Below are 24,839 nucleotides of genomic sequence, written 5' to 3'. Positions count from 1 at the left end.
CCTACTCTCTATAAAAAGAATCCCGCGGCTTCTGTGCTGCGGGATTCCTGTTTATGGAAATTCGTATTTTAGGTCTGTGCCTGATTAGTTATCAAATAGTAACAAGAGCGTCAATATCCAATAGCCTTTTTTCCACATATGGCTAATTAGCGAGTTCTTTTTTCGGCATCCCGTTTAAATTTCCCGGGGCAACGCCTACTCTCAGTGCCCTTAATCCCGTCAGTCCCTGGAGATCTTCCAGTTCCAGTTCTTCCAGGTCGTTATTCAGGGTCCCTTTCTCCTGCAGATAGTGAATAAAAGGAAGATAGTCCTCAATGTCCTTTTTATCGAAATAGATCAGGACGATCTTGCCCGGCTGTGTAAGTCGTTCTTCGGAGTTATGGATATGTACCTTATCGATCCGCTTTTTGATCATCTGGTACCGGATGTTATAGGCCCCTTCCACATCAAACTTCCTTTCATCAGCCCTGAAACTGATATCGATGGTATGATTGTGTACAAAGATCAGCTGTGTGGTATCTAATGGAATTGGCATTTCCGGCACTAAAGATGCTGTCAGCTGTGCTACTGCCGCCATAGAAGACAGTTGCCATAAGCGCAGGTTCTTCAGGTGGAAATGGTTGAATGGCTGGTTAGGAGAAAAGGATTGACCGATGTAGATGTCATATTCTACTCCATCTGTCCTGAACTTTTCAAAATAACAGGGATATGAATTTTGCAGCTGGTCTTTCTCTGATTCGAAGTAGTTATTGACTACATTATTGATCATCTGCATAGATAGCTCCAGCGCATGTTTGTTGCCATACACATTGCTATTGAACTTTTCCAGCGCTGTCATATAATCTGCCAGCGATGCATTATTCCCATTATGTTTTGACAGGTGCGTCAGGTAAGGCGTTGTCTCCTCCCGGAAGAAGGTCACCAGTTTATTTTCATCGCTGCCATTCAGCTGTTCCTGTTTCAGTACCTCTTTCCATTTACTGCACTTATAGATCATCTCTTCCTGAAGCACGGAGTGATGCTCCTGCTGTAACGCTGTTAAGGTGTTCATCAGCAGGTTCAGGTGATTATCCAGGTCGGTAATGATCGCTTTATTCCTCTCCAGGGTGGAATTCCTGATATCTATAGCACCATATAACGGATATACCTCATTGAAATGGATAGTCTCCGCTTTCTCCGGTAGCCCTCTCTTCCTGTTATACAGGTAGTGCCAGGCCACTTCGTTAAATTTCCACTGTACGGATGGTTGTATAGAGGTAAATTTCTCTTTGATAATGCTTTCTATCTCCAGGTTAAATTCGTCGATATAGACCTGCATCAGGCTTCCTATGGCCGCTAGTGCAGGCTCCAGTAATGAAACTGCTGTTTCATCAAAAGTATCGTCTTCCCAGGTATGCATTGCAAGCACTCCTACCGGCTGACGGTTATAAAACACTGGCATCAGCGCCAGGGACCTGACTTTTAGTTTCCGGAAATGGTCCAAAAAACCGATCTCTATATCCTTTGCACTAAAAAGATCCTTCGAGAAAAAGGAGTTCGGATTGGAGAAATAACCTTTGGCCTGCTTACGGAAAACTTCCGGCGACAGCCGTTCTCCCCATACATCGAACAGGATGCCTGTTCCTCCTTTCCTGTATCCGTATACCGGCTCATTATTCACCGTTACCAACGGGAACAGGTCAAACTCAATCTTTTTATTTCCTACTATCGTTTTCAGCGACTGGATAACATGATGATAACTGGTCTCATCATTATCCGGCGTTCTGGCCAGCCGGACGCTTTCTATATTCTCAACAGCCTTCTGAGCAGTAACGTCTGATATTGTTACCATCGTTATTCCCCTGAACCTGAACATTGACAGGGGCAGCAGCTTTTCAAACACTTCATATCCTTCTTCTTCAGCCATGCGTACTGACAGCTCTGTAAAATCAGGTGTAGGCAGCGGGCCGACAGGCATTACTTCCAGGAAATCGGTATTGATATTTACGGCAAAGTATTGCAGCAGTCCTGTTTCTGTATTGACACCTGCATGGTATTGTCCTGCCGGTACGGGAATACGGTAATTATACAGGCGCTGCAATATGAAGGAATATACCAGTTGCAGCCGGCTCTGATGATATTGTTCCGGTGTTTTGGTCACCACATACTTATCCTGATCTGTTACTGTTTCCTGCATTAACTCATACAGCATGGTGGTGCCATAACAGATAATTGGCTGGAAGGGAAATCCAAGTCCCCAGGCTACCTCATATTCATCCGCCAATGGAGGGGATAAACAGACATACATCTGTTCTAACAGCTCTTCGTATTCCTGAATATTATCAAGCGTAAGATCAAGGTCCTGTGCGTTGTATTTGTCGAACAGTGCAAGTGCGTTCTTGTATATACCAGCCTTGGCCGTTTTCTCTCCAGCTACCCGTTTACGGAGGTAGTCAATGAAGGGATTAAAGGAAATGGCCGCGTCCAGCGGTAAAGGGAGGCCTTTGTTGCCGGAAAGGTCCAGTATGTTTTTTCTCATGGCGTAGATCTCTTTGGAGCTTTTGGTACAAATTTAGGGAACATAGATTACTTATCCACTCCTAAACACCGTCTCCAGCAATATCCCCGTCGGTGTCCTTAAAAACATCCGCCGCTCGCCTATATCCTCCAGGTCCATAGATGAGAACTTTATTCCCAGATCAATCAGTCTTTGTTTAAACCCCTCATAATCCTCCATATAAAAAGCAGTATGATCAATCGCTTCTGCAGCAGCCTTTCCGCTCCTGTCATGATAAAATGAACTGGGTATGAGATGCACCAGCGGCGCGTCTTTCCAATACAGCCAGTACCCTGGCATAGCCCTTGCAATGGAGGCAGGCCTTGGTCCTTCCACCATGTCAAAAACACGGATAAAAAAATCTCTTGTTTCCTCCAGGTGATCTGTCCGCAGAGTAGTATGATCAATGTGCATAACGTCACGTTTTAATTATCCTGTACAAAGTTGAGACGATGCCATGGCTGAAAAGTTGAACGAAACAATGAATATCCTGTATAAAATGAAGCCAGGTCAGACCACCTGTTGCTGTTTCTTAAACGCAGAAGGCGTCTGTTTGAAATACGCTTTAAATGACCGGGTCAGGTGGCTCTCATCGCTATATCCAAATTCTTCCGCCAGCTGTGATATGGTCTTATTCCGGTCTACGAGTTGCTGGGCAATCAGTTTTAGTGCATATTCCTGTACATACTTCTTATAGGCACAGCCGGTAGCATTTTTGAAATACTGGTTAAAATAACTTTTGCTGATATGAAAGGTTTCTGCCATCTTCTGTACAGAGAGCAGATGTTTATCTGCAATATGCTGATGTATATAATTAAGGACGGACTGGATTTTATCATCTTTAGCGGTGGTGGTATGCTCGCCGGCATCTTTGACGGTAAGCGCCATGATCAGCGATAATGCATTTTTAATGATGATCTGCTGGTAAGTGGTTTCCTTCCGGTGTTCAGCAATGATCAGTTCCATCAATGGTACAATATGTTGTTTGTTATTGCTTGTGGCAGACAGTTTGCGATAAGGAGATGAAAGGTGTGTAAAAAGCGCTTTAAACCTCGCATCCTGCAGGAAATCCTGGAAGAAATCTTCATGGAACTTTACCAAACAGATAGCAGTTTTCTCCTGAAAAATAAAGAAGTGACTATCCTGTGGGGCAAGGATGAACAGGTCGCCCTTTTCATAGTTATAACCATGTCCGTTGATGATATGCTGGCCCTTTCCCCGCATGATATAAAGCAGTTCATAATGGGTATGTTTATGCAGGGGCAAGGGCCATCTTTCGGTGATCACATAGTCGATTTCCAGCTGTTGGGTAAGGTTCCTTGTATACATAAGCGAAAATTACGGGAATTCCCGTAATTCTCTGTTTCCGCTTAAATAGTTCTATAAATCGGTGCCCTTAAAAGCTTTGTATTAGTCTTACACCGGGTGTAACTCCCTTCAGGAATTCATGAAAGTACAGGACAGGTTCTATCTTGGTTTTGCCTTCAAACAACGACATCCGTCCTAAACCAGCCCGAAAGGTATGTTCTTCGAAATAGTCTCCGCTGCGGTGAATGAGATAACTGAGAGAGAAAACATATTGCAGATAAGGTTCTTTCTTTTCCACTTCCTTCCTCCCAGGTCCTGTACCATATACCAGCGTCAGGAAGTCATTCCTGTACGTTTTCACTTTGCCTTCACTATTCTTTCCAAAGAAGAAGTTAGGTTCCCAGTAAGCCCCGAATTCATGCGTTCTTCCCTTGCTCCCCATCGTTCCGGCTATTACAGTAGCCCCCAGGCTGAAAGATGGTACAAAGTAGTTTTTGTAATTCTGAATATTGGCAGAAGGCGTAAAGGCCAGGTAGTCACCATGAGCATAGATTGAACCAGCCGGTACATTTGACGAAATGGTGTAATCCTTTTTGATGTGCATCATACCATTATCGCCTCTCACCCAATTAGTATTCACATTCTCCCGGAGACTGACCAACCGCGCCTGTAAACGTCCATCTGCATAAGCGGCAAGATCTTCCAGGTGGTTTACGAAGAAACTAATTCTGTAACGGTGGATAGTTTTGGTACCAGGTACAGGCACTACACCGATGAAATGAACGGTATCCTGTTCCAGTTTCAATGCTGCCACATCGTTCTGTTGGATGAGGAAACTTTTGCCGGAAGGTCTCCCTTGTCTGATACGGATCTTCTTTGCCGCAGGTGGTTCCATCACATAATCGATACGCTTTACAGAAAGCTCGTCTGACAAGGAATCTTTCAGTGGAGTCAGGTCAGTCAAAAATATCTTTAGTAGTGAATCGATATTTCCAACACGGGCAAGGTCCTTCATATCTACCAGTTCTACCTGCATTTTATCGCCTTTATCGAGGGCGATGAAAAAGCGCTTATTGATCTCATTTGCGGGAACGTCAAAGATCCGGTCTTCATTGGCAGAGGGCTGATTTTTCTGGGCATGGGCTATCCCGGTGATGCTCATAAAGAGCATCAGAAAGTAAATGTTCGTCTTCATGTTGCTTTAATTTTTGGGCGAGGATGCTGTTTTATCTGTCTTATCGGCCACTATCTGGCTGGCGAAACCAGCAGGACCACTAAGACTTATTTTGAATTGTTTGTGTTCAGGATATACATAGGCATTGCCGATCACATCACCACCTACATCGTTGATGTGTACTACCCTCATTTTCTTAGGTGCTGCTGCCACTGCTGTCGTCTCTGCCAGCATAGTATCAGATTGAGGAATTGCCTTTATGATAGGAGGTAGTATGGTAGCTACATCCGATATAATGATTGGGTTCCTGTCCTTTACGGGAAGTGACTTTTTCCTTGCAGGACTATCCCCCACAACTGGTACTACCGGGGCTTTCACGATAACAGGCGTTTCTGTTACATCAACTACTACTTCATGCACCTTCTTTTTATCCGGATTCTCCACATATGATGCCGGAGGTGCTTTACGTTCCTGTTCGAGGAAAAGAAGTGCCATAGCAGCAAGGAACAGGCAAGCAGCTGCCCAGTACAAAATCCCTCTCTTTTTAGTCTTTTTTCCGTCCATCCGCTGATGCAAACGGTCCCATGCTGCCGCTTTATTAAACGGCGTCTCACCCGGTAAGCTTTCCAGCTCGTCTAGTTTACCTATCCAGCTATCACTGTGTTTTTCGTTTGACATACTCAATATTTTGCTGCATAAGCATTTTTTGCAATAATGATTTGGCCTTACTTAACTGGGACTTAGAAGTGCCCTCTGATATTCCCAATAGTCCGGCTATCTCCCCATGATTCATGCCCTCGATAACATATAGGTTGAAGACGGCTCTGTAACCTGCGGGCAATTGTATGACAAGATTAAAGATCTCTGCGGCCGATAGGTTGTTCAACACATCTTCTTCCAGTGCCACTGTTTCTGCCACATGTTCTGATACCACTACAAACGCATTCTTCTTCCGCAGAAACATCAGGCATTCATTGATCATGATCCGTTTTGCCCAACTATGCAGGGCGGCATCTCCCTGATAGTTTAGCTCCGGCAGAGACTTAAAGAACTTATAAAAGCCGTCCAGCAATAGCTCCTCCGCATCCTGCTGATTCCTGACATAGCGGCGACATACCATGAGCATCCTGTCCGACAACAGGTCAAACAGGTAACGTTGAGCAGCCGTACTGCCCTTTTTGGCTTCTTTTATGAGTTCCGGTATATTCAAGAGAACAGCGGGTTTGTACTTCTATAAATGCAGTTTACAGAGAAAGGGTTGCCTGGTCAAATAAATTTTTCTGAGGGGGATATATGGCGGCTTTGACTATATTTACGAGCAGATTCCCTTACATATGAAATATCCGAGTAAAAAAGTCATGTTCGCGGTTGTTATACCCGTTGTATTTGCCCTAATTCTCCGCGGCCTTTTTGGTCTTGCCACGCTGAACGACCTTTTTAAACTAATGAGCTTTGCCTTCCTGTTCTTCGTCCCTTTTGGCATCGGCGCGCTGACCATCAATCTTTCTCCCATTGAAAATGTAAAATCAAGATTCTACCGTCTGTGCATGCCATGGTTGCCGATCCTCGTCTTCTTTGCTGTTACCATACTGCTTACCATTGAAGGTTGGGCATGCTGGATTATGATCATGCCGGTCTTTTTAATAGCTGCTTCCATAGGAGGTGAGGTAGCTGGATTCTTCAAGATAGAAAAACACAAGAATGAGAAGATGTACATTTCGTTCATCTTATTGCTACCTCTATTCATCTCTCCTATCGAACAACGCATTGCCACAATACCAGGCCGTTACAAGGCAGATACCCATATAGATATTCATGCCAGCAAAGAACAGATCTGGAATAATGTAACGCGTGTAAGAGAAATCAACGAGTCACAGGACAAAGGATGGTTCACAAGATTCCTTGGCTTTCCCCGCCCTATAAAAGCAGAGCTGAACTTTGAAGGCAAAGGCGCCTTCCGTAAGGCTATCTTTGATAAAGGCCTGATATTCGATGAAACAGTGACAGACTACGAGCATCAGCGGAAAATGAGTTTTACTATCAAGGCGAATCCATATGACATACCCTCGACTACTATGGATGAACATATAGTGGTGGGCGGCGATTATTTTGATGTATTGAACGGTACTTATGAACTTGAGCGTTTAAATGATAATACTTACAGATTGCATCTGTATAGTCATTTTAAGCTGACCACTTCCTTTAATTTTTACGCCAGCTGGTGGGCCGGATGGATCATGGAAGATATCCAGAATAATATCCTGCAGATCGTCAAACAAAGAGCGGAACATGGTAATTAGGGTATCAGCTTCTGCTCGATAGCTACCCTGATCATTGCTGCTACGTTCTTCACCTCGAATTTCTGCAACAGGCTTTTACGATGCGTCTCTACTGTCAACGGGCTTAAATGCAACGTTCCTGCTATATCGGCTGTCGTCATACCATCAGCAATGAGTTGTAAGATCTCCTTTTCCCTTTTTGTCAGTTTAGGAATGTCTTTTAACTCATTTAAAGATGGCCTGGACATGATCTCTTTCACCGCATGACTGAAAGTAAGCTGTCCATTCAATGCCTCGTTAATACAAGCTATTAGTTCTTCTCCGGAGATATTTTTCAGCAGGTATCCTGTCGCTCCATTCTGCAACATCTGCAGCACCATACTGCGTTCACTGTGATTACTCAATGCCAGTACACTGGTATCAGGCGACAACTTCTTTATTTCCCTGCAAAGATCGATACCGCTGACATCCGGCAGACTGATATCCAGCAGCACAACATTTACCGGATTTTTCTTCAGGAAATGAATGAAGTCCGTTCCTGTGGTAAAGCAACCCACAATTGTGATATCTGCTGCATTCACCAATAGTTTCTGCAATCCCTCCTGTACAATTGGATGATCATCCACAATGGCGAGTGTGGTCTTATTATCCGACATGTAGTTCTATGTTTATTGTAGTTCCTTCATTGATAACAGAGCTGATCTCCATCGTTCCCCTTAGGAAACCTACCCTGTTCCTGATATTACTGAGCCCTATTCCCTTCCCATTGATGGATGTATCAAAGCCTTTTCCATTGTCTTCCTGTGTGATCAGGAATGTATCTCCATCCTGGCTGCATTGCAGGATGATATTACTGGCATCTGCATGACGGATAGCATTCGCCAGCAATTCCTGTACAATGCGGTAGATGTTTATCTGCGTCTGTTCAGGCATAGACGGCTCAATGCCATAAGCCTGAAAGTCTATACTCAAAGCAGTTGTCATCGTGGACTCGCACAAATCTTTCAACGCAGTCTGCAACCCAAACCTCAGCAGGTTTGCCGGCATCATATTGTGGGCAATGCGACGCAGTTCAGTGACGGAATCATCCAACTGAGTGATTGTCTTCCGCAGTTCGTGCTGCTGTTCAGCAGTTATCTTCTCCACCTGACCTGAAAGGTTCAGTTTCACACCTGCCAGCATTCCTCCAAGGCCATCATGCAGGTCTCTGGCCAGCCTGCGGCGTTCCTGTTCCTCGCCCTGTAAAATAGCCTGACCAAACTGCAGGCGTTGTTGTTGTTCTATTTCCTTCAATTCCTGTTGATGATTCAGTTCTTTTTGCGCCAGTAATTTCCTGTTACTACGATAGTAGAGCAAGGCAAATGTGGCTACTATTAACAAGAGCAAGGCAGTGGAGGCAAGGAGTAAAATATATAAACGGCTGTTCCTTGCGGAGAGGGCTGCCTGTTCATTTTTTGCTTTCAGCGTAATGATCTCTTTCTGGCTTTCTGCACGCTGATACTTCATCTCGAGGTCATTGATATCGTTGGCAACATCACTCTCATGCAGGCTGTCGCTCAGACGGCGGGATTCCTTCATCCACTCATAAGCAGGCTTCATCTGTCCCAGTCCTGCGTAACTTGCTGCCAGTCCTTCGTATACTTCCAATCTGCTGCTGCCCAGTTCCATCACTTCTTCATCCCTGGAAAGCTCAAGAAGGATCTGTTTGGCCGGTTCATACTTCTTATTCGCGAGTAATGCTTTCACCTTATAAAATAGGAGCTCCTGTATCACATAAGATTTATTAGGCCCTTTAGCAGCTGCTATTCCCTTATTAAAGCTGGTCTCTGCCAGTGCATACTGCTGATCATGCAGGTAACACAGTCCTTCCACCATATAATGTACCGCATATAGCTCTGATTCTGGATAAGGGGCAAGCAATGTTTTTACAGCGGCGACTGTTTTCTTTGCTTTGTCAAATTTCTTCAGATAGGTGTAATTCTCTCCTGCCCTGTTCAACGCTGCCACTAATCTTGAAGGTTGAGCATGGGTCGATTGAAAGATAGCAATGGCCTTGTCAAAGTAAGGTTCTGCTTTGTCATATTCTTCCAGGTTCATAAAGGCAGTACCTATGCCTACATACTGGGATGCTACAATAGCACTATCTCCTGCTTTGAGTGCATAGGGAATGGCTTTGTTCAGTATTATATCAATATAGGCCCTGTCATCATCTTTCCTCTGTCTGATGGCTGCACGATTTATCCATACATTGGCTCTTGACTGATACGCTTCTTTCGTAGTAAAGCTGTTTAAAAGACTGTCAGCCTTCGCAAAGGCGGCATCACTTCTTTCTATATCAGCACTGTAATAGAGATACCCTTCATGTGCATAAGAAATAGCCAGCAGGAAGGGATACTGTTTACTAAACCTGCGCGCTTCATCCAGGCATTGTCTGGCCTTTGCCGTATCTCTGGGTACCCAATAATAAATCAGTCCGTAATTGGCCCTGGCCTTTACACTATCGGAGGTGGTTTTCTGCAATATGGTGGTTAAGCTATCATAATATCTCTGTTGATCAAGAGGCAACTGGGCTTTACAACATAAAGAGATGATTACGAATAATGCTATCAGGTTAAGTAAACGGATCATGGTCAGTAAAATTAAAGAAATACCTGGAAACAGGTAGAAATAAATCATGGGTTCCGGGTATTGTCATGCCTAACGGTCAGGTATAACTTTGTTTTCCGATAACAGGGACGCCGAAAACTGATTAACCGAAAGAGTAGGCATTTTACCAAACTTTGCATGTATGAAATTTTTAAGAAACGCGTTGCTCACATTGATGTTAGCCTCCACTTTTGCTGGCTGTTCTAAAGACGATGATAACAAACCGGCATCCAAATCCCATAAAGTTATATTCAAGGCAACAGCCAGTACCGGTTCCAATATCTCTGTAGCTGTTTACGCTTATGACTCCAATCAGACAACTGCTACCAGCCTTACTGGTACTACCTGGACCAGTCCTGAGATCACCGTTCCGGCAGGCACAGTAGTGGCAACAGCAGCCGTTAGTGCAACAGGGGTAAACGCATCTTCATCATTAAAAGTGCAGATCTATGTAGATGGTGAATTAAAGAAAGAAGGTACTTCCACGGGGCAGATTCTCAGTGCATCGGTTACTTATGGCTTCTAACATGTACTGAACATAAAAAAGTAACATCTTTTGTTACAATCCCAACAAAAAGAGGTTTATCAAAAGTAAATTTGATATAACCTCTTTTTATTTACGCTAAGTAGCTTCGGTTTCAGTATGGGATGGCGGTCGGCGCCTCTGGGCGGCTGGCTTATCAGAGGGAAGTAGGTTGCATCGACTTACAGAATTCCATTGGACCAGTTCCCCAGTCTTGTTTTCCCCATAGATGTAAATCAAGGATAATAGCCAACAAGGCTGCTCCTTTTCCAGTATGCGTATAGATAGCTTGTGGAGGAACGGTATCATTCAATACCGTCTTCTCTGCCAACCCCTCGTCCACCAACTCTTTCAGCCTTTTTCCCAATACCTGGTCTGACAATGAAGGAAAGGTTTCCTTCAGGCGGCTGAACTGCCGTACTCCCTGTGAGATGCAATAGAGGATCTGCATCTTCCATTTGGGACTGATCATCTTCAGAATATCATTCACTTCACATGAAGCTGCCAATACTTTCAGGTTATATGCATTGGTAGAAGTCTCCTTAATCTTGCTCGCCATAAAGATTTATTTAACGGCTCACTTTCGGGTGAGTTATTGTCGGCCATTACGGGCCGGGATAAATTTGCATCAAAAATAAACATTATGAAAATAAGAACAATCAGACTGGCATTCCTACTGTTGGTATCCGTTTTCATCCTGACGGATATATACGCACAATCTTCTTCCTCCAAACATCCTGTATATGTGCTGGTACATGGCGCATGGCATGGCGGCTGGTGCTGGCAGCGTGTAAGCAGTCAGCTCAGGGAACATGGCGGTATTGTGTATACACCAACGCTCAGCGGACTGGGAGAACATAAGAATATTTTAAGTCCTGCGGTCAACCTGGAAACACATATCTCTGATATTGTCAACCTGATAGAAATGGAAGATCTGCATAATGTGATACTGGTGGGTCACAGCTATGCGGGTACTGTAATTGCCGGTGTTGCCGACAGGATCCCTGAACGGCTGAGTAAACTGGTATTCCTGGATGCCATACTGCCGGAGAACGGGCAAAGTGCATTCTCTATTCAGCCTAAAGCGGTGCAGGATGTTATGCTGAAAGCCGCAGAAAAAGACAGCGGGCTTACACTTCCGGCATGGTCTGCAGAGACATTTGGTGTAAGCAATCCGACAGATATCAGCTGGGTGAATGCGCGACTGGTGGGTCATCCTTTCCGGACATTTACACAGCCACTGGTGTTGCAACATCCTTACGGCAATCATCTTCCGCTGATCTATATCGCCTGTACGGTAAAAATGCTGCCGGCGATAGTTCCTTTTGCAGAAAAGACAAAAAACAGCAAGGATTGGCAATATTATGCGCTAGCGACAGGACATGATGCAATGATCACTGAACCGGGAAAAACGGCGGCGCTGTTGGAGTCGTTTGCGAAGTAAAGAAGAATTCATCAAACCAGCATGTAAGTTGCATATGATTAGGATTATCTTCCGATATTCTCCCGATCAAATGGGAGGATCATCGGAGGATAATCCTGGTTATATGCAGTTTGATGCAAGTCTTAACCTTGTCACATTGACATATACCGGAAATACGCAATATAGATACCCGGTACTACCGTATTGAACGAAACGATGCATTACCTTTGCACTCTTTTAAAATCATATAGAGATATGAGACACACATTCAGATTTTACAAATCTCCTTCGAACAGGTGGTACATTGATCTGCCAGGTTGGGAGGGTGATGTTTCCGAACTGGAAATGGTGGAAGGTGCAGATACTATGCTTAACAGGATCAGTGGTGATACCAATGAATGCTTTATAGATATGAGTGACGAACCTTTTGAGGGATCGGATACCCTTAAACTGGTTACCGATTTACGTGATTCTATCGGTGGAGGCAACTATATAATGGAAACGTATATGGGCGAACCTGTGAACCATCCGATGTGGCTTTGTGCGGTGACAGAACATGTATTCGCAGATCTTCCGGAAGCCATTTATGTAAGTCCGGTTGCAAACAATGACTGATAAAACAAGGGGTTGTCTCATAAGTAACTCGATGGCTCTGAGAATTTCTCATACGGAAATTCTCTCCATTAGGTACCCGAATAAATTGGATAAAAGTTATTTATGAGACAGCCCCTTGCTATTACTCAAACAAACTCCTATCTATCCCCGGAATAATTCTCAACGCATTCTGATAATACACCTTCTTCAGGATATCATCCGGCAGCGCCATACCATACATACGCCAGAAGGCATGGTATTTTTTGTGATATGGAAAATATTCATCTGCTGTTTCGAGCACACGGAAATAGGTAGTGTATTCTTCTGGCTGCCAGGAATCTTTACCGAAAAGGATCCTGTTCTGGTACTTCTCAAAAAACTGTCTTGCGGCCCTTGGCTGCCGTCCTATTTCAGCAATCACTGCTCCGAATTCAACATACATATTGGGTATCTCCTCCATCAGCTGCGATAGATGCGTCAAATCGCTCGCATACCAGCCAAAGTGAGCGTTTATGAAAGTAGTACCCGGATGTTTCTTAAACATACGGTGTTCCTCTTCAATAATCTGTTCCCAGGGTGCTGGGTCAGTATTACTACGCTTACGGCCCGGATGGGTGATCAATTCCAGCCAGCGTTCGTTGTTATAATCTGCAGGCTGCCAGAATTGTTTTGGATCGGCAGCGTGTATCAGTACAGGGATCTTCAGTTTACCACACTGATCCCATATAGCATCCAGGCGGGGATCATCAACAGCTACGCGTTTGCCGTTATTATCACGTACACTGAGTCCGAGGTTCTTAAATACTTTCAGACCGTTTGCACCATTCTTCACATCTTCTGTTAGCTGACGCACGGCTTTCTCCGTCCATCCCTCCTCACCTATACCGCTGAAATCAATATTTGCAAAAATGATAAAGCGGTTAGGCGCCTTATCCTTTACATTGTCTGTTTGAGCTTTCAGGCGACTGCCGTTTCCTCCGCTGAGATTCACCATCACTTTCATGTTCAGGGCATCCATGTCCTGCAAAAGGTCACGCAGGTTCCCTGACGATAAGCCATTCTGATGGTTGTGTACATCTATGAAGGGGAACTTCGCCCTTGTCAGTTTATGTTCCGGTACTACCAGTGAGGAAGGCGGGTCATATTTTTCAAAATCAATGGTGGGTCTTTCCTGGCCATAACACATAGAACTGGTACATATTAAGGCACAGGCGACAATAGACAGTTTACGCATATGTTGTAGAGATAGTTTAATCCAATTTATAAAAAGATCTGCAGTACTAAAAGCAAGCTTTTATGAGCGGTAAAACGGGAAACAAAAATATTTCACTCAATGTTAAAATTATTCACTTACTTTGTTATTCAAAGTACTTTATAAGCACTTTCACACAGGTAGAGATCAGCAGCATGCATGCATTTGTAACCTGTTAACAGCGATATAATTAGCTGCGAGATCTCCCTGTTTGCCTATTGCCGGTAGTTTCTCCTTCAAAGGTACTAAGAACAGCACCCGGACCTGATGTTACCTGCAATGTTGGTACGTTTCAGTAGGCCGGTTCATTTGATCGTGACAAGCATAATGCTGATAGTCTGATGAAGGCATTGTTTTGCCTTTTTTTTTGCCGCCACACTTTGAAACACAAAGCATAATTATCGACCTGTACTAACTATGATAAAATACAACACATGAAAACAAGTAATCAGTGGATTTTGCACTTTAAAGAAAACGCAAAACGCCAGCGTATAGACTGGTCTTTGAAACCAGAGATTTCTGAACAGGAAATTTCGGCAATATTACATTCGCTTCAGGCATGGCAACTGGGAGAGACATCAGACGGCAGGCATCTGCTGAAAGCAGTAACCAGGTATGCCAACCAGACCAACGATCCGGCGTATATAGAAGCTACTGCTCTCTTTATAAAGGAAGAACAGAAACATGGCAACAACCTGGGCATATACCTCGACCGAATAGGAAAACCAAGGATCAAAGCAGATCTCGGAGATACACTTTTCAGGAAAGTAAGGTATTTCAATGCTAATATGGAGATATGGACGCTGACAGTTACTGTTGTGGAAAGTACTGCGCAAATATTCTATCAATCTATGAAAGACGCTACCAGGTGCAAATTACTGAAGCAGATCTGTACCGATATCCTTATTGATGAAGCGCCTCATATTGAGTTTCAGACGGAGCGGCTTTCCATCATCTTCAACAGCAAGACTGCTTTGGGAAAGGCCCTCTCTCTCAGGGCCTATTGTATCTTCTACTTCTCCACTGCATTCGTGGTATGGCTGGCGCACAAAAAACTATTTAAAGCAGGTGGTAACACTTTCAGGAAATATATGATCAAGATGAGATACAAGTACAACAGAATCATTAATCGTATAACAGCAAACAGTGCTTTATTCAGCAACAACGCTATTGCGCACTAAGGCTAAACTATATCGTCAATATGTTAAAGAATATCTCTTCTCTTGAAAGAATGCTATTGGTATCAGTTTCTTTCACTATGTTTGGTATTGTCTATTTCACATTGAAACAATTCAGTGGGAAGCTGATCAATACCTGAGTGTGCTGTATAAAGGAAATGGCGGCACCGCCTTTTAGCAATACCGCCATTTTCCGGGAGAAGACGTATACATATGACACAACATCCCCCACTACGAACATGTCGCTCCTGACAGAGCGGGTTTGTTCACATTCAATTGCGCTTCGTCAGCTTGGATTCATCCTGTTAAACGCATTAGTCAACTCTTCAGGATTAGCTTTTGACATAGCATCACTGAAGCCAAAAGTCAGTTCTGTTTTGCCTTCCTTTAACTGTTTGAATACTGCCTCTATAAAATCACTTACCGGAGGTGCAGCATCATGCAGCCCCTTTCCACCAAGGTCTGTATTCAATGCAGGCGGTATTACTTCAATCACTTCTATACCTTTTGCTTTGAGCAGGTATTGTGATGACCGTGTGAATGAATGGAAGAATGCCTTGGTAGCACTGTACACAGGCACTTTAGTCAATGGTACAAAAGATAATCCTGAAGTGACATTGAGGATCGCATTCAACGATTGCAGGTTACTGAAAAGCGCTGTTAAATGCACCGGTGCTTCAATGTTCGTTACTATCTCAGTCTTTGCACGCTGATAAAAATCCGCATCTGTAATGTTCATCCAGTTCTGGATACCGGCATTATTCACCAGCACGTTCAAGTCACTGTGATGTGTAGCAACCCACTTATACAGCTCTTCCCGTCCGGCTTCTGTTGATAAATCGCATGCTTTGGTAATGATAGATGGATATTTATCTGACACCTCTTTCAAAGTAGCTTCCCTTCTTCCACAGATCAACACGGTATTGCCTTCCTGTAGAAATCTTTCTGCAAGCCCCAGCCCAATACCGCTGGCGCCGCCGGTAATTAAAATTTTATTTCCTGTTAGTTTCATTGATTAATCTGTTTACGTTAAATAATACCCAAAATTAGGCAGGAGCCACATCATAGCAATTACGAACATCAAACCATCATTTGCAAAATTCAAACAGCCCGTATTGATTGCCTGCCCAAACCCGGCATTATGCTCATGCATTGGCATGATTTTGTTACGGGAGAATAATAAATACGTTTTTATGATACAGGACAATCCAAAAGATAAAGACATCAAAAAGGAAAAGGAAGATTCCAACATACAACCAGACCCGGAAACACTTGGTCCAGACCCCGAGGAACATATGAAAGGACCCATATCTTCTGTTATTAGAAAGATTGGCGAGAAAGCAGAAGAAAACGATGAGAAAGATAATCCGGAAGAAATAGAAAAGGAAAAAGAAGAAGAGAATGATTAAGGCGGTACAATTAATTACCCGCCTTAATCAGCTTTTTCAGGATCACTATCTGCCCCAGGTGATAATGTAAATGCTCCACCATGCCATGCAGGCTTTTATATGTAGAGGAATGATCTGGCAGGATCGGTTCCTCTAGTCTGCTCTCATCTACTTTCTTAATCGCGTTGGCCAGATCATGTGTAGATGTAACCAGCTCATTCTTCAAATTTGTCCACTCCACTTCACTTGTCAAGCTGGGAACATCGAATCCATTAATATCAGGTATATTTACCTTGATACCGTTTATCCGCTGTATCATCACCCGGTTCCAGTAGATAAGGTGATTTACCAGGGATGCGATCGTGTTAGGTGAAGCCTTTGTTTTCAACGTGGCCTCCTGTACCGTTATGTCCTTCAGGCTATCCATTACATTTACGTCAGTCCAGTTCTCGCCCTCAAGGGTGTCCAGCAGATGTGTGTATATTTGCGTAAGAATATTCATAGCGGTGATGGTTAATATATAAAGATACCCCAAATAGCAGGCCACAACAAGAGGATCCTTACTGCCGATAATATTATTTTATCCTGTATCAGATATTTTTCTGGCACTCCCTCTCCTCCCCCACAACCCGTTTTTCATTTTTTCTTCATGTTGGGGTTCTAAGTTTGTATCAACAAGCAATAATTACTAATTTAAAACTGGAATTGTATGAAAACAACACTTTTTGTCATTGCCGCTTTTTTATTTTCAGGTGCTGTATTTGCTCAGAATGCCACTGTAAAAACAACACAATCAGCGACTGTCAGGACTAATTCAGTGAACGGAACAGCGTCTGCGCAGACTGCTTCCCAGGCTGATATTAAACCAGGCAATGTAAAAATGGGGACTGAAGGAGCTGCAAATGGATCTACCGGGATTAATACTAAAAACGGTACAGCTATTGCTTCTGAAGGCAAAACAAACATTGCTGCTGCTACTGCCACTGAACATGCAGATGCATTAAAGAACGGGGTAAACAGCACCACCAGTGCGACTGTTAAAAGCACGCAGCATGCCGCCACAGCTGTCAACAGCGAAATCAAACAGACTGCTGTAAGTACAGGCAGCGCGACTGTTAAAAGCACACAAAATGTTGCCATAACTGCCAACACTGACGTTAAACAGGCTACTGTAGGTACAACAGCAGCTGTAAAATCAGTAGACGCTGGTGTAAAGACACATGCAAAAGCTGTCGCTCCATCATCCGTAAAAGTTGCAGGAGTTGTACATAATAACCTGAAGGCGCCATCTATCAAACCTGCCGCTCATATCGGGGCAAATATGAAAGTGGGACTCAGGTAACACATTATTAAAATACTGTTGTGAATATGAACAAAGGGGCATTATATCGCCATGTAGGAATAACCGCTATACTATTAATCATTTCCCTCTATAGTTGGGGTAGTGTAAAACTACCCCAACCTACTTACAAGGTAGTACCCCCATATACCGCGCTGCCTGACACTATTCCTGTTAAAAAGCCGGTAGAGACGGAGACAGTAGAACCAAAGCAGGAGCCGCCAGTGGAACCGGTTATTAAAGAGGTTCCCAAGGCTAAAAAACAGCTGAAACCTATCGCTGTTCCAACGGTGGTGACGCCTGTAAAACCAACGCAAATCATCAAGCCAAAGATTGTCATAAAGAAAATAGGTGTTCGTGTGCCATAACACCGCCATTCAATGAAAAACCATGAAACAGATATTCTTATTACTGCCGACATTATTGATCAGCATTTTTTGCCGGGCGCAGACGGATAGTACATTACAAAAGGACAGTGCATCTACTACTGAGAAATCAACGCTTACTGTTGGAAGCAGTTATGCCAACAATGCGAATTACTACGGACAAAAATCAGCAGAAAGAATGGCCTATGTGGCAGCTGTAGCTAAATACCAGCATCGTTCGGGCTTCTCACTGACTGGTACAGCCTATCGTTTATTGAACGATCACGATCATACTGTTTCAGCCTACAGCGCAGGAGCAGGTTTTGCATTTAAACTGAGTAAACGTTTGTCGGCAGATCTTAGCTATAACTATACTTTTTTTCCTAAGCTTTCTCCTTTCCTGCAGGCAGCCAATCCTCATTCAGCAGCAGTAGGCCTCACTCATAAGAGCTGGCTTACCACCACGCTGGGAGTGGATTATGCTTTCGGAAAGACCAATGATTTCTTCTCTACGCTGGGGATCAGTAAACAGATTAATCTCTTTAGTGTGACTTCAAAAGATATCGTGACGCTTACTCCTTTGATAGATGTGACAGCGGGCACTCAACGGTTCTATACTTACTATATAAAGGAAAAAAGCCTCAGGGACAGTTTACTGGGTATTCTTCCTCCCATTCTCGGCACCACTCCTGGAAGCGGAACAAGTAGCACGACTACTACCCAGGCTACCACCAGCTATGATCTGTTATCCTACAATCTGAAACTGCCCCTGGCTTACAACAGGGCCAGCTATATGATAGAGTTGGAATACCAGCTTTCCCTGCTTGGACAAAAATCCCAATCTGATCCGGGGAAAGCGAATTCATTTTTTACGGCAAGCTTTTACTACCAGTTTTAATTGATATGAAAGTACTGATCATTGAAGATGAAAGAGGCATGGCGCTGGAAATGGAAGATTTCCTGGTGAAGGCAGGATACCTTTGTGATCTTGCCTTTACTGCAAAGCAGGCAAGACAGCTCATGGAGGAAAGTCCCTATGATTTTATACTGCTTGATCTTGGCTTACCCGATAAAGACGGATTACTGGTATTGGAGGATGCCAAGAAGAGCTGTCCGGAAGCCTCCTACATCATTCTTACTGCCCGTGGTAAACTGGAAGATCGTATAAAGGGTTTGGACCTGGGAGCTGATGATTATCTGCCCAAGCCATTTTCACTACTGGAACTACAATCGCGTATGCAGGCGATCAGTCGCAGGAAATCAGGACTGAAAGGTAATCTCGTGGCGTTGGGTGATTTCACTGTCAACTTAAATACCCGGATGATATCGTATGGAGATGCAGATATTGACCTGTCGAAAAAAGAGTTTGATCTGCTGAGTTATATGTTGCTGAACAAGAACCGTCCGCTTACACGTATGCAGCTGAGTGAGCACATCTGGGGAAGCTTTTCAGACGATGATTATGATTCCAACTACATCGATGTACATATAAAAAATATCCGCAAAAAATTGACCGAGCACGGAACAGTAGAATGGCTGCAAACTATCAGAGGAGTAGGATACAAAATTAAACTATAACCATATCGTGAAGCTGCTTACCAAACTTACGCTTACCTCTACCCTGTCGAAGATAGCAACTGTTATTCTCTTTATTATACTGTTGCCTGTTCTTATTGACAGGGTTGCTTTTCAAAGCACCAACCGCCTGTTAAAGCAGCAGGCGAAAAAGGTAATGACCAATATCCAGACCAATGGTATTGATTATTATCTGCAGGGAGATTCAACGTATGGCAGTTATACCCTGCTAAGGGAAGAATATATTTCCCTGGAACGGGCGAAGCATATCTATTCACCGGATACTATTCAGACGGCACAAAGAATTATAGAGGGCGATACTGTGATGTACCGCATCCTCAACCAGGCCTTTGAATACAATGATCAGTTGTATGAGCTGGAAATCGGTAAGACGATTGCGTCTATCAGCCAGTATAATGGTCCGTTACAAAGGATTGCCTTATACGTATTAGGCCTGCTGACAATACTGACATTGCTTACGGACATTTCCTTTACCCGTATACTCCTTAAACCATTACAAACAATCATCCAGACAAAGCTGATCAATCCTGTCTTTCCATTCAAGGAGATCCCTTCTCCTATCCGCACTACAACCATTGACTTCAAATACCTGGACAATTCTCTGATTGAACTGATGAAGCGGATAAAGGAAGACTTTGACAGGGAAAGAGAGTTTACTTCCAATGCATCTCACGAGCTGATGACACCCATAGGTATTTTACAGACCAAGATGGAAAATCTACTGCTGTTAAATGACCTGGATGAAACAGCAATGGAAAAGATCATGGAGATGATGAAAACGCTTAACAGGTTGAAAAAGATTGTGCATTCACTGTTGTTGATATCAAGGATTGAGAACGATCAGTATGCCAGGCAGGATACTATTCAGCCTGGGAGAATGATCGGCGAGATCATACAGGAACTGACACACCGGCTGGAAGATAAAAATATCCGGATGACTGTTGTCTTGCAGCCACTGGTTACCTTGCGTAAAATGAATCATGACCTGCTATTCCAGTTATTCTACAACCTGATCAACAATGCTATCCGGTATAATAAACAGGACGGCGGTATTCATATTAGTGATACCCTTACTGTGGATGGTTCCTATACTGTTTCTATCAGGGATACGGGAATTGGAATTGATCCTTCAGATATTGACACCATATTCAACCGTTTCAGGAAAAAGAATACGGATGGGGAAGGTTATGGACTGGGCCTGTCCATTGTAAAAAGTATTGCTGATTATCATGGCATCAAATTAAAAGTAGTTTCGGAAGTGGGCACCGGTACTACTGTCAGTGTGATATTCTCTTCAGTAGCCTGATTTTATTATCTTTACTTATAATCTCGTAATAAACCCTTATTCTTTGGATTTTGAGCGCTGAAAATACATCAGTAAAGCAGTTAATCAACTATTTCAAAAACTACTTCCCACTTAACAGCAAGGAACGTGAAGAGCTATTCTTGCACTTTACAGAGCGAAAAATAAAGCGACGTGGGCTTATCCTTCAACAGGGAGATGTATGTCGTCACTTTACATTTGTTGTAAGCGGTTGCTTCAAGATGTACGCAGTGGATAAGAACGGGAAAGAACACAATATCCAGTTGGCTGCGGAGAATGACTGGATCACTGATCTGGCCAGCTTTTATTCTGAAAAACCCAGTCAGTTATATATAGAGGCAATAGAACCATCTCTTATCTTACAGATCAAACATCCTGATCTGCTTTCTCTCTATATCAACCATCATAAATTTGACCGCAACTTCAGAATCATTATCGAACAAAAATTCATCGCCCTCCAAAATAGGGTATTGCAGAATATCAGCTCAACAGCGGAAGAGCGTTATCAATCCTTCCTGGAACAATATCCACATATCGCCAATAGGTTACCTAATACACAGGTAGCCTCTTATCTCGGCATCACCCCTGAATTCCTCAGTAAGATCCGTAAAGACCTGTCTCAAAGGTCCAACCCTTAAACTATATTAAGGGTATTTCTTAAGATACGTCATTGGCTGATCCTGCTTTAAGATGTCACCTTTGCACTACAAAAAAGGACAGACATGAGCTTCCAGGAAGAAATAAAGTCAGTGCAGCAATTACTGACTGCATATGCAGATACCTTAAACACAGCGAATATTGCGCTGATATCCGCCTTTTATACAGCAGATGGGCTCTTTATGGCTGATGGTATGAAGACCTTTACCACGCAGGATCTGTCGACCAGGAATAATGGCAACTACATCCATAGAACAAAGTTTCATATTGATTTTACGGTAGAAGACATTGTATTGGATACACGGTATGCATTTGTGCAGGCGACTGCCATCGCTACTACCCATGATCTGCTGACAGGGCAGCCATCGGCAAAGCAGAGCAGGGATTTCTTTGTGCTTCGTAAAGAGAGAAAGGCCTGGAAGATCTATCGTTATATGTTCAATTATGTTGCCGCTCATCAGCATTAAATAATTATCTAAATAAGTATACATGAAAGCAGCAGTATTATACCGCCCTGGCGGACCGGAAAACTTTACACTGGAAGAAAGGCAGATACCTACTCCGGGGGAAGGACAGGTGCTGGTAAAAGTAAAGGCTTTTGGATTAAACAGATCGGAATTAATGACACGTAAAGGCTTATCGCCAAGCGTGGTTTTCCCCAGGGTATTGGGTATTGAATGTGTAGGTGAAGTAGAAAATGATCCGGCAGGAGAATTGACACAGGGACAAAAAGTAGCTGCCTTCATGGGAGAAATGGGCAGGGCATATGATGGCAGTTATGCGGAATATGCCGTACTGCCACGGTCTATTCTTACTCCTTTCGATAGTCATTTGAGCTGGGAACAACTTGGTGCTATTCCTGAGATGTTCCAGACAGTGTATGGCTCGCTGCATCTGGCACTGGATATCAAAAAGAACGAAACTTTACTGATCAGGGGAGGCACGTCTTCTATTGGCATGCTTGCCACACAGATGGCGAAAAAGAACGGGCTGTATGTAGTGGCAACTACTAGGAAACCAGAAAAGGAACAACTGCTCCTTGATAATGGTGCCGATGAGGTATTCATTGATGATGGTCAGCTGGCTCCCAGGATTAAAACTTCGTTTCCTGCAGGCATAGATAAAATACTTGAACTGGTGGGCGCCGCGACATTAAAAGATTCACTCCAATGTGCTGCACAGGGAGGAACAGTCTGTATGACCGGTATGCTCTCAGAACAGTGGACAATAAATAATTTCGCGCCTATGGAATATATTCCGGCAACAGTTCGTCTTACGATGTACAGCACTGGCCAGATCAGGTTAAACAGTGAGCATTTGCAGACGTTTATCCGTGATGTAGAAGCAGGTGATATAAAACTGAATATCAGCTGTACGTTTAAGCTTGATGATATTGTTGCGGCGCATAGGTTAATGGATAGTAATTCAGCAGACGGGAAAATTGTAGTTGTCATGTGAATATTCAAAATTCGAGGGCAGTACCATTACAGATCCCTGGCCGGTTGCGTATACTGGTCAGGGATTATCATTGATATTGGCACGCTGACAAGAATTCTCTAACTTCATAACGATAATTATGCAGTATGATGAATGACCCGGATTTCAACAAACTCGTTTATGAGATTGCCAGATTAGTTCCCAAAGGCCGTGTAACCTCTTACGGAGCGATTGCAAAGGCCTTAGGCAAAGGAAACTACTCCCGCATGGTAGGCCATGCAATGGGCGCCTGCGGCCGTGAAAAGCCTCCTGTACCGGCACAGCGTGTAGTGAACAGCCAGGGACAATTGACAGGTGAACCAGCAGGTATTGCAGCCCGAAAGAAATTACTTGAAAAGGAAGGTGTGGAATTAAAAGGCGATAAGGTGGTGAACTTCAGGAAGTTCTTCTGGGACCCTGCAAAAGAATTATAAAGCCCCTCACCTAATGGTCAGGGGCGTTGTATTATTGTTCAACCTTATTTTTCTCTTCCCGCGAATACAGACTTCATTAACCAGGCTCTTATTCCCCTCATTAGGCCAGACTTCCTTAGCCTCAGGACAATGAATGACCACGCGGCAATTAATAGTGCTGCTATCATAATTGTAAGTAATTAAGACTTGGGAAAGAGGGTTACTTAAATGGTTACCACCAGGCGTTGTCCGTTAGAAACATCCAGGTCCCATAGTTCAGCAATATCTTTCAACTTTACCTGTGTAGCTCCTACCTTAAGTTTACCTGTGGCCGCAAGCTCGAACATTTCCGGCAACATCTCCGTAAAGAGCAAACCAACCTCAGACTTAGACCAGGAGCCCATGCCTGATCCTGCTAACTGCAGATCGACGCTTCTCAAATTTGCAGCTGATAATTGTATGATATCTCCTGCCATACTACCGATAGATACGTACCTTGTTCTATTGGTAAATGAACCGTTACCTTTCAGGCAACCCAATATCATTTCTGCGGTGTGCCCCCATAGATAGTCAATAACGATATCAATGGGCGTCTGTGAATGGATTTCTTTAATCCTGTTTTTAAAGCTTTCATCATCCTGTAATACGGAAATTATTTCGTCTGCACCGAGTGATAAAAGGTCTTCCAGCGATTGTTGGTTTCTACCGGTTACAATGACCTTTTTTGCGCCGTAGTGTTTGGCTATCTGAACAGCAATGCGGCCGGTAAAACCTGTCGCACCGTTGATCAATACTATGTCTCCCGGCTGAGTATCTGCCTTGAACTTAAGGCCCATAGCAGCGCCCATAACAGCATTCGGCAGTGCTGCTGCTGTGACGTCATCCAGGGAATCCGGCACTTTCACTATATAATTCTTGCGGATAGTTGCTTTTTCTGCCAACATCCCGCTGACACCTATACCATATATTCTTGTACCATCTTCCAACAGGCAGATGCCATCTCCACCAACTACCCGGCCATCTTGTTTTGGAGCGTCGCTTGAATAATGCCTGCCTGAAGCACTGCCTTTATCAATGTGTTTAATAGCAACTGCTTTTACGGTCACCAATAACTCATCATCATGCTGAATGGTTGGCTCAGGGAAATCTACATATTTAGGAAGTTCTCCATGCTGATACATTACTGCGGCTTTCATTTTTTTCTCTTTTTTGTTGGGACAAAATTAGAATGGGCAGTACAATTGCACGATAACATATGTTATTAAGTCCGGGGAGATGGTTTAAATTACCGAAGAGTCTCTGATGGATCAGATGTTAATAATTTAGAAACATTTTCTTAATAATATATTCATATGGGTTCAGTACCCT

Annotated in this window: 28 protein-coding genes; 15 read left to right on the top strand and 13 right to left on the bottom strand. The window is 43.5% G+C overall.

Annotated elements, in window-relative coordinates; genetic code table 11:
- Positions 1 to 142: 142 nt before the first annotated feature.
- From BLR32_RS13545 to BLR32_RS13520, 6 genes are all read right to left on the bottom strand, one after another.
- Positions 143 to 2,518, bottom strand: coding sequence for a GAF domain-containing protein (locus BLR32_RS13545; RefSeq protein ID WP_089832603.1), 2,376 nt, complete (start codon positions 2,516 to 2,518; stop codon positions 143 to 145).
- 51 nt (positions 2,519 to 2,569) lie between these two features.
- The gene (locus BLR32_RS13540; RefSeq protein WP_089832601.1) at positions 2,570 to 2,950 is read right to left on the bottom strand and encodes a VOC family protein; all 381 of its coding nucleotides are present in this window, start codon (positions 2,948 to 2,950) and stop codon (positions 2,570 to 2,572) included.
- A 96-nt stretch (positions 2,951 to 3,046) separates the two neighbouring features.
- Positions 3,047 to 3,865, bottom strand: a complete 819-nt coding sequence (locus BLR32_RS13535) for an AraC family transcriptional regulator (protein WP_089832600.1) — start codon at positions 3,863 to 3,865, stop codon at positions 3,047 to 3,049.
- A 67-nt stretch (positions 3,866 to 3,932) separates the two neighbouring features.
- Complete coding sequence (locus BLR32_RS13530) at positions 3,933 to 5,039, bottom strand: hypothetical protein (protein WP_143011465.1); 1,107 nt, start codon at positions 5,037 to 5,039, stop codon at positions 3,933 to 3,935.
- Between the two features lie 6 nt (positions 5,040 to 5,045).
- Positions 5,046 to 5,696 carry a hypothetical protein gene (locus tag BLR32_RS13525; protein ID WP_089832596.1) on the bottom strand — a complete coding sequence of 217 codons (651 nt, stop codon included), beginning with the start codon at positions 5,694 to 5,696 and terminating at the stop codon, positions 5,046 to 5,048.
- The gene (locus BLR32_RS13520; protein WP_218124193.1) at positions 5,674 to 6,228 is read right to left on the bottom strand and encodes an RNA polymerase sigma factor; all 555 of its coding nucleotides are present in this window, start codon (positions 6,226 to 6,228) and stop codon (positions 5,674 to 5,676) included. The genes BLR32_RS13525 and BLR32_RS13520 overlap by 23 nt, the downstream gene beginning before the upstream one ends.
- 124 nt (positions 6,229 to 6,352) lie before the next feature.
- Here BLR32_RS13520 and BLR32_RS13515 point away from each other — a divergent pair, with 124 nt between their 5' ends.
- Positions 6,353 to 7,318, top strand: a complete 966-nt coding sequence (locus tag BLR32_RS13515; protein ID WP_089832594.1) for a hypothetical protein — start codon at positions 6,353 to 6,355, stop codon at positions 7,316 to 7,318.
- On the opposite strand, the gene BLR32_RS13510 is transcribed toward BLR32_RS13515, so the two are convergent.
- Together BLR32_RS13510 and BLR32_RS13505 are read right to left on the bottom strand one after the other, a co-directional pair.
- Positions 7,315 to 7,953, bottom strand: coding sequence for a response regulator transcription factor (locus BLR32_RS13510; protein WP_089832593.1), 639 nt, complete (start codon positions 7,951 to 7,953; stop codon positions 7,315 to 7,317). The genes BLR32_RS13515 and BLR32_RS13510 overlap by 4 nt on opposite strands.
- On the bottom strand, positions 7,943 to 9,925 hold the full coding sequence (locus BLR32_RS13505; RefSeq protein ID WP_176842268.1) for a sensor histidine kinase: 1,983 nt from the start codon (positions 9,923 to 9,925) through the stop codon (positions 7,943 to 7,945). Before BLR32_RS13505 ends, BLR32_RS13510 begins: the two co-directional genes overlap by 11 nt.
- Positions 9,926 to 10,085: 160 nt before the next feature.
- Here BLR32_RS13505 and BLR32_RS13500 point away from each other — a divergent pair, with 160 nt between their 5' ends.
- A complete protein-coding gene (locus BLR32_RS13500; protein ID WP_089832589.1) occupies positions 10,086 to 10,469 on the top strand; it encodes a hypothetical protein in 384 nt (127 codons plus the stop codon).
- Positions 10,470 to 10,623: 154 nt separating this feature from the next.
- On the opposite strand, the gene BLR32_RS13495 is transcribed toward BLR32_RS13500, so the two are convergent.
- Positions 10,624 to 11,025, bottom strand: coding sequence for a winged helix-turn-helix transcriptional regulator (locus BLR32_RS13495; RefSeq protein WP_089832587.1), 402 nt, complete (start codon positions 11,023 to 11,025; stop codon positions 10,624 to 10,626).
- 84 nt (positions 11,026 to 11,109) lie between these two features.
- Here BLR32_RS13495 and BLR32_RS13490 point away from each other — a divergent pair, with 84 nt between their 5' ends.
- Together BLR32_RS13490 and BLR32_RS13485 are read left to right on the top strand one after the other, a co-directional pair.
- Complete coding sequence (locus BLR32_RS13490; protein WP_089832585.1) at positions 11,110 to 11,910, top strand: alpha/beta fold hydrolase; 801 nt, start codon at positions 11,110 to 11,112, stop codon at positions 11,908 to 11,910.
- Positions 11,911 to 12,144: 234 nt separating this feature from the next.
- Entirely contained in the window at positions 12,145 to 12,504 is a 360-nt protein-coding gene (locus BLR32_RS13485) for a DUF6717 family protein (RefSeq protein ID WP_089832583.1), read from the top strand.
- 121 nt (positions 12,505 to 12,625) lie between these two features.
- On the opposite strand, the gene BLR32_RS13480 is transcribed toward BLR32_RS13485, so the two are convergent.
- Positions 12,626 to 13,717: an amidohydrolase family protein gene (locus tag BLR32_RS13480; protein ID WP_089832581.1), complete on the bottom strand. Its 1,092-nt coding sequence runs from the start codon at positions 13,715 to 13,717 to the stop codon at positions 12,626 to 12,628.
- 452 nt (positions 13,718 to 14,169) lie between these two features.
- Here BLR32_RS13480 and BLR32_RS13475 point away from each other — a divergent pair, with 452 nt between their 5' ends.
- Entirely contained in the window at positions 14,170 to 14,916 is a 747-nt protein-coding gene (locus BLR32_RS13475; protein ID WP_089832579.1) for a hypothetical protein, read from the top strand.
- A 283-nt stretch (positions 14,917 to 15,199) separates the two neighbouring features.
- Here the strand turns inward: BLR32_RS13475 and BLR32_RS13470 are convergent, their stop codons facing one another.
- Entirely contained in the window at positions 15,200 to 15,925 is a 726-nt protein-coding gene (locus BLR32_RS13470; protein ID WP_089832577.1) for an SDR family oxidoreductase, read from the bottom strand.
- A 181-nt stretch (positions 15,926 to 16,106) separates the two neighbouring features.
- On the opposite strand from BLR32_RS13470, the gene BLR32_RS13465 reads away from it, so the two are divergent.
- Positions 16,107 to 16,322: a hypothetical protein gene (locus BLR32_RS13465; RefSeq protein WP_143011464.1), complete on the top strand. Its 216-nt coding sequence runs from the start codon at positions 16,107 to 16,109 to the stop codon at positions 16,320 to 16,322.
- Positions 16,323 to 16,332: 10 nt separating this feature from the next.
- Here the strand turns inward: BLR32_RS13465 and BLR32_RS13460 are convergent, their stop codons facing one another.
- Positions 16,333 to 16,803, bottom strand: a complete 471-nt coding sequence (locus BLR32_RS13460; protein ID WP_089832573.1) for a DinB family protein — start codon at positions 16,801 to 16,803, stop codon at positions 16,333 to 16,335.
- 207 nt (positions 16,804 to 17,010) lie between these two features.
- Between BLR32_RS13460 and BLR32_RS13455 the strand changes: the two genes are divergently transcribed.
- From BLR32_RS13455 to BLR32_RS13415, 9 genes are all read left to right on the top strand, one after another.
- Entirely contained in the window at positions 17,011 to 17,643 is a 633-nt protein-coding gene (locus BLR32_RS13455) for a hypothetical protein (RefSeq protein ID WP_089832571.1), read from the top strand.
- Between the two features lie 20 nt (positions 17,644 to 17,663).
- Positions 17,664 to 18,008, top strand: coding sequence for a hypothetical protein (locus BLR32_RS13450; protein WP_176842267.1), 345 nt, complete (start codon positions 17,664 to 17,666; stop codon positions 18,006 to 18,008).
- A gap of 22 nt (positions 18,009 to 18,030) precedes the next feature.
- Positions 18,031 to 18,903 carry an outer membrane protein gene (locus BLR32_RS13445; protein WP_089832567.1) on the top strand — a complete coding sequence of 291 codons (873 nt, stop codon included), beginning with the start codon at positions 18,031 to 18,033 and terminating at the stop codon, positions 18,901 to 18,903.
- A 5-nt stretch (positions 18,904 to 18,908) separates the two neighbouring features.
- Positions 18,909 to 19,583 (top strand): response regulator transcription factor, encoded by a 675-nt coding sequence (locus BLR32_RS13440; RefSeq protein ID WP_089832565.1) that lies wholly within the window; start codon positions 18,909 to 18,911, stop codon positions 19,581 to 19,583.
- A 7-nt stretch (positions 19,584 to 19,590) separates the two neighbouring features.
- Positions 19,591 to 20,907 carry a sensor histidine kinase gene (locus tag BLR32_RS13435; RefSeq protein ID WP_089832563.1) on the top strand — a complete coding sequence of 439 codons (1,317 nt, stop codon included), beginning with the start codon at positions 19,591 to 19,593 and terminating at the stop codon, positions 20,905 to 20,907.
- A gap of 50 nt (positions 20,908 to 20,957) precedes the next feature.
- Positions 20,958 to 21,563 (top strand): Crp/Fnr family transcriptional regulator, encoded by a 606-nt coding sequence (locus BLR32_RS13430; RefSeq protein WP_089832561.1) that lies wholly within the window; start codon positions 20,958 to 20,960, stop codon positions 21,561 to 21,563.
- Between the two features lie 84 nt (positions 21,564 to 21,647).
- Positions 21,648 to 22,049 carry a nuclear transport factor 2 family protein gene (locus tag BLR32_RS13425; RefSeq protein WP_089832559.1) on the top strand — a complete coding sequence of 134 codons (402 nt, stop codon included), beginning with the start codon at positions 21,648 to 21,650 and terminating at the stop codon, positions 22,047 to 22,049.
- A gap of 22 nt (positions 22,050 to 22,071) precedes the next feature.
- Positions 22,072 to 23,040, top strand: a complete 969-nt coding sequence (locus BLR32_RS13420; protein WP_089832557.1) for a zinc-binding alcohol dehydrogenase family protein — start codon at positions 22,072 to 22,074, stop codon at positions 23,038 to 23,040.
- Positions 23,041 to 23,165: 125 nt separating this feature from the next.
- Positions 23,166 to 23,492 (top strand): MGMT family protein, encoded by a 327-nt coding sequence (locus BLR32_RS13415; protein WP_245705422.1) that lies wholly within the window; start codon positions 23,166 to 23,168, stop codon positions 23,490 to 23,492.
- Between the two features lie 203 nt (positions 23,493 to 23,695).
- On the opposite strand, the gene BLR32_RS13410 is transcribed toward BLR32_RS13415, so the two are convergent.
- Positions 23,696 to 24,667 (bottom strand): quinone oxidoreductase family protein, encoded by a 972-nt coding sequence (locus BLR32_RS13410; protein WP_089832555.1) that lies wholly within the window; start codon positions 24,665 to 24,667, stop codon positions 23,696 to 23,698.
- Positions 24,668 to 24,839 lie beyond the last annotated feature (172 nt).

Source organism: Chitinophaga filiformis, from assembly GCF_900102545.1.
In the GTDB taxonomy this organism is placed as follows: domain Bacteria; phylum Bacteroidota; class Bacteroidia; order Chitinophagales; family Chitinophagaceae; genus Chitinophaga; species Chitinophaga filiformis.
This window is presented reverse-complemented; position numbering and strand designations above follow the sequence as displayed.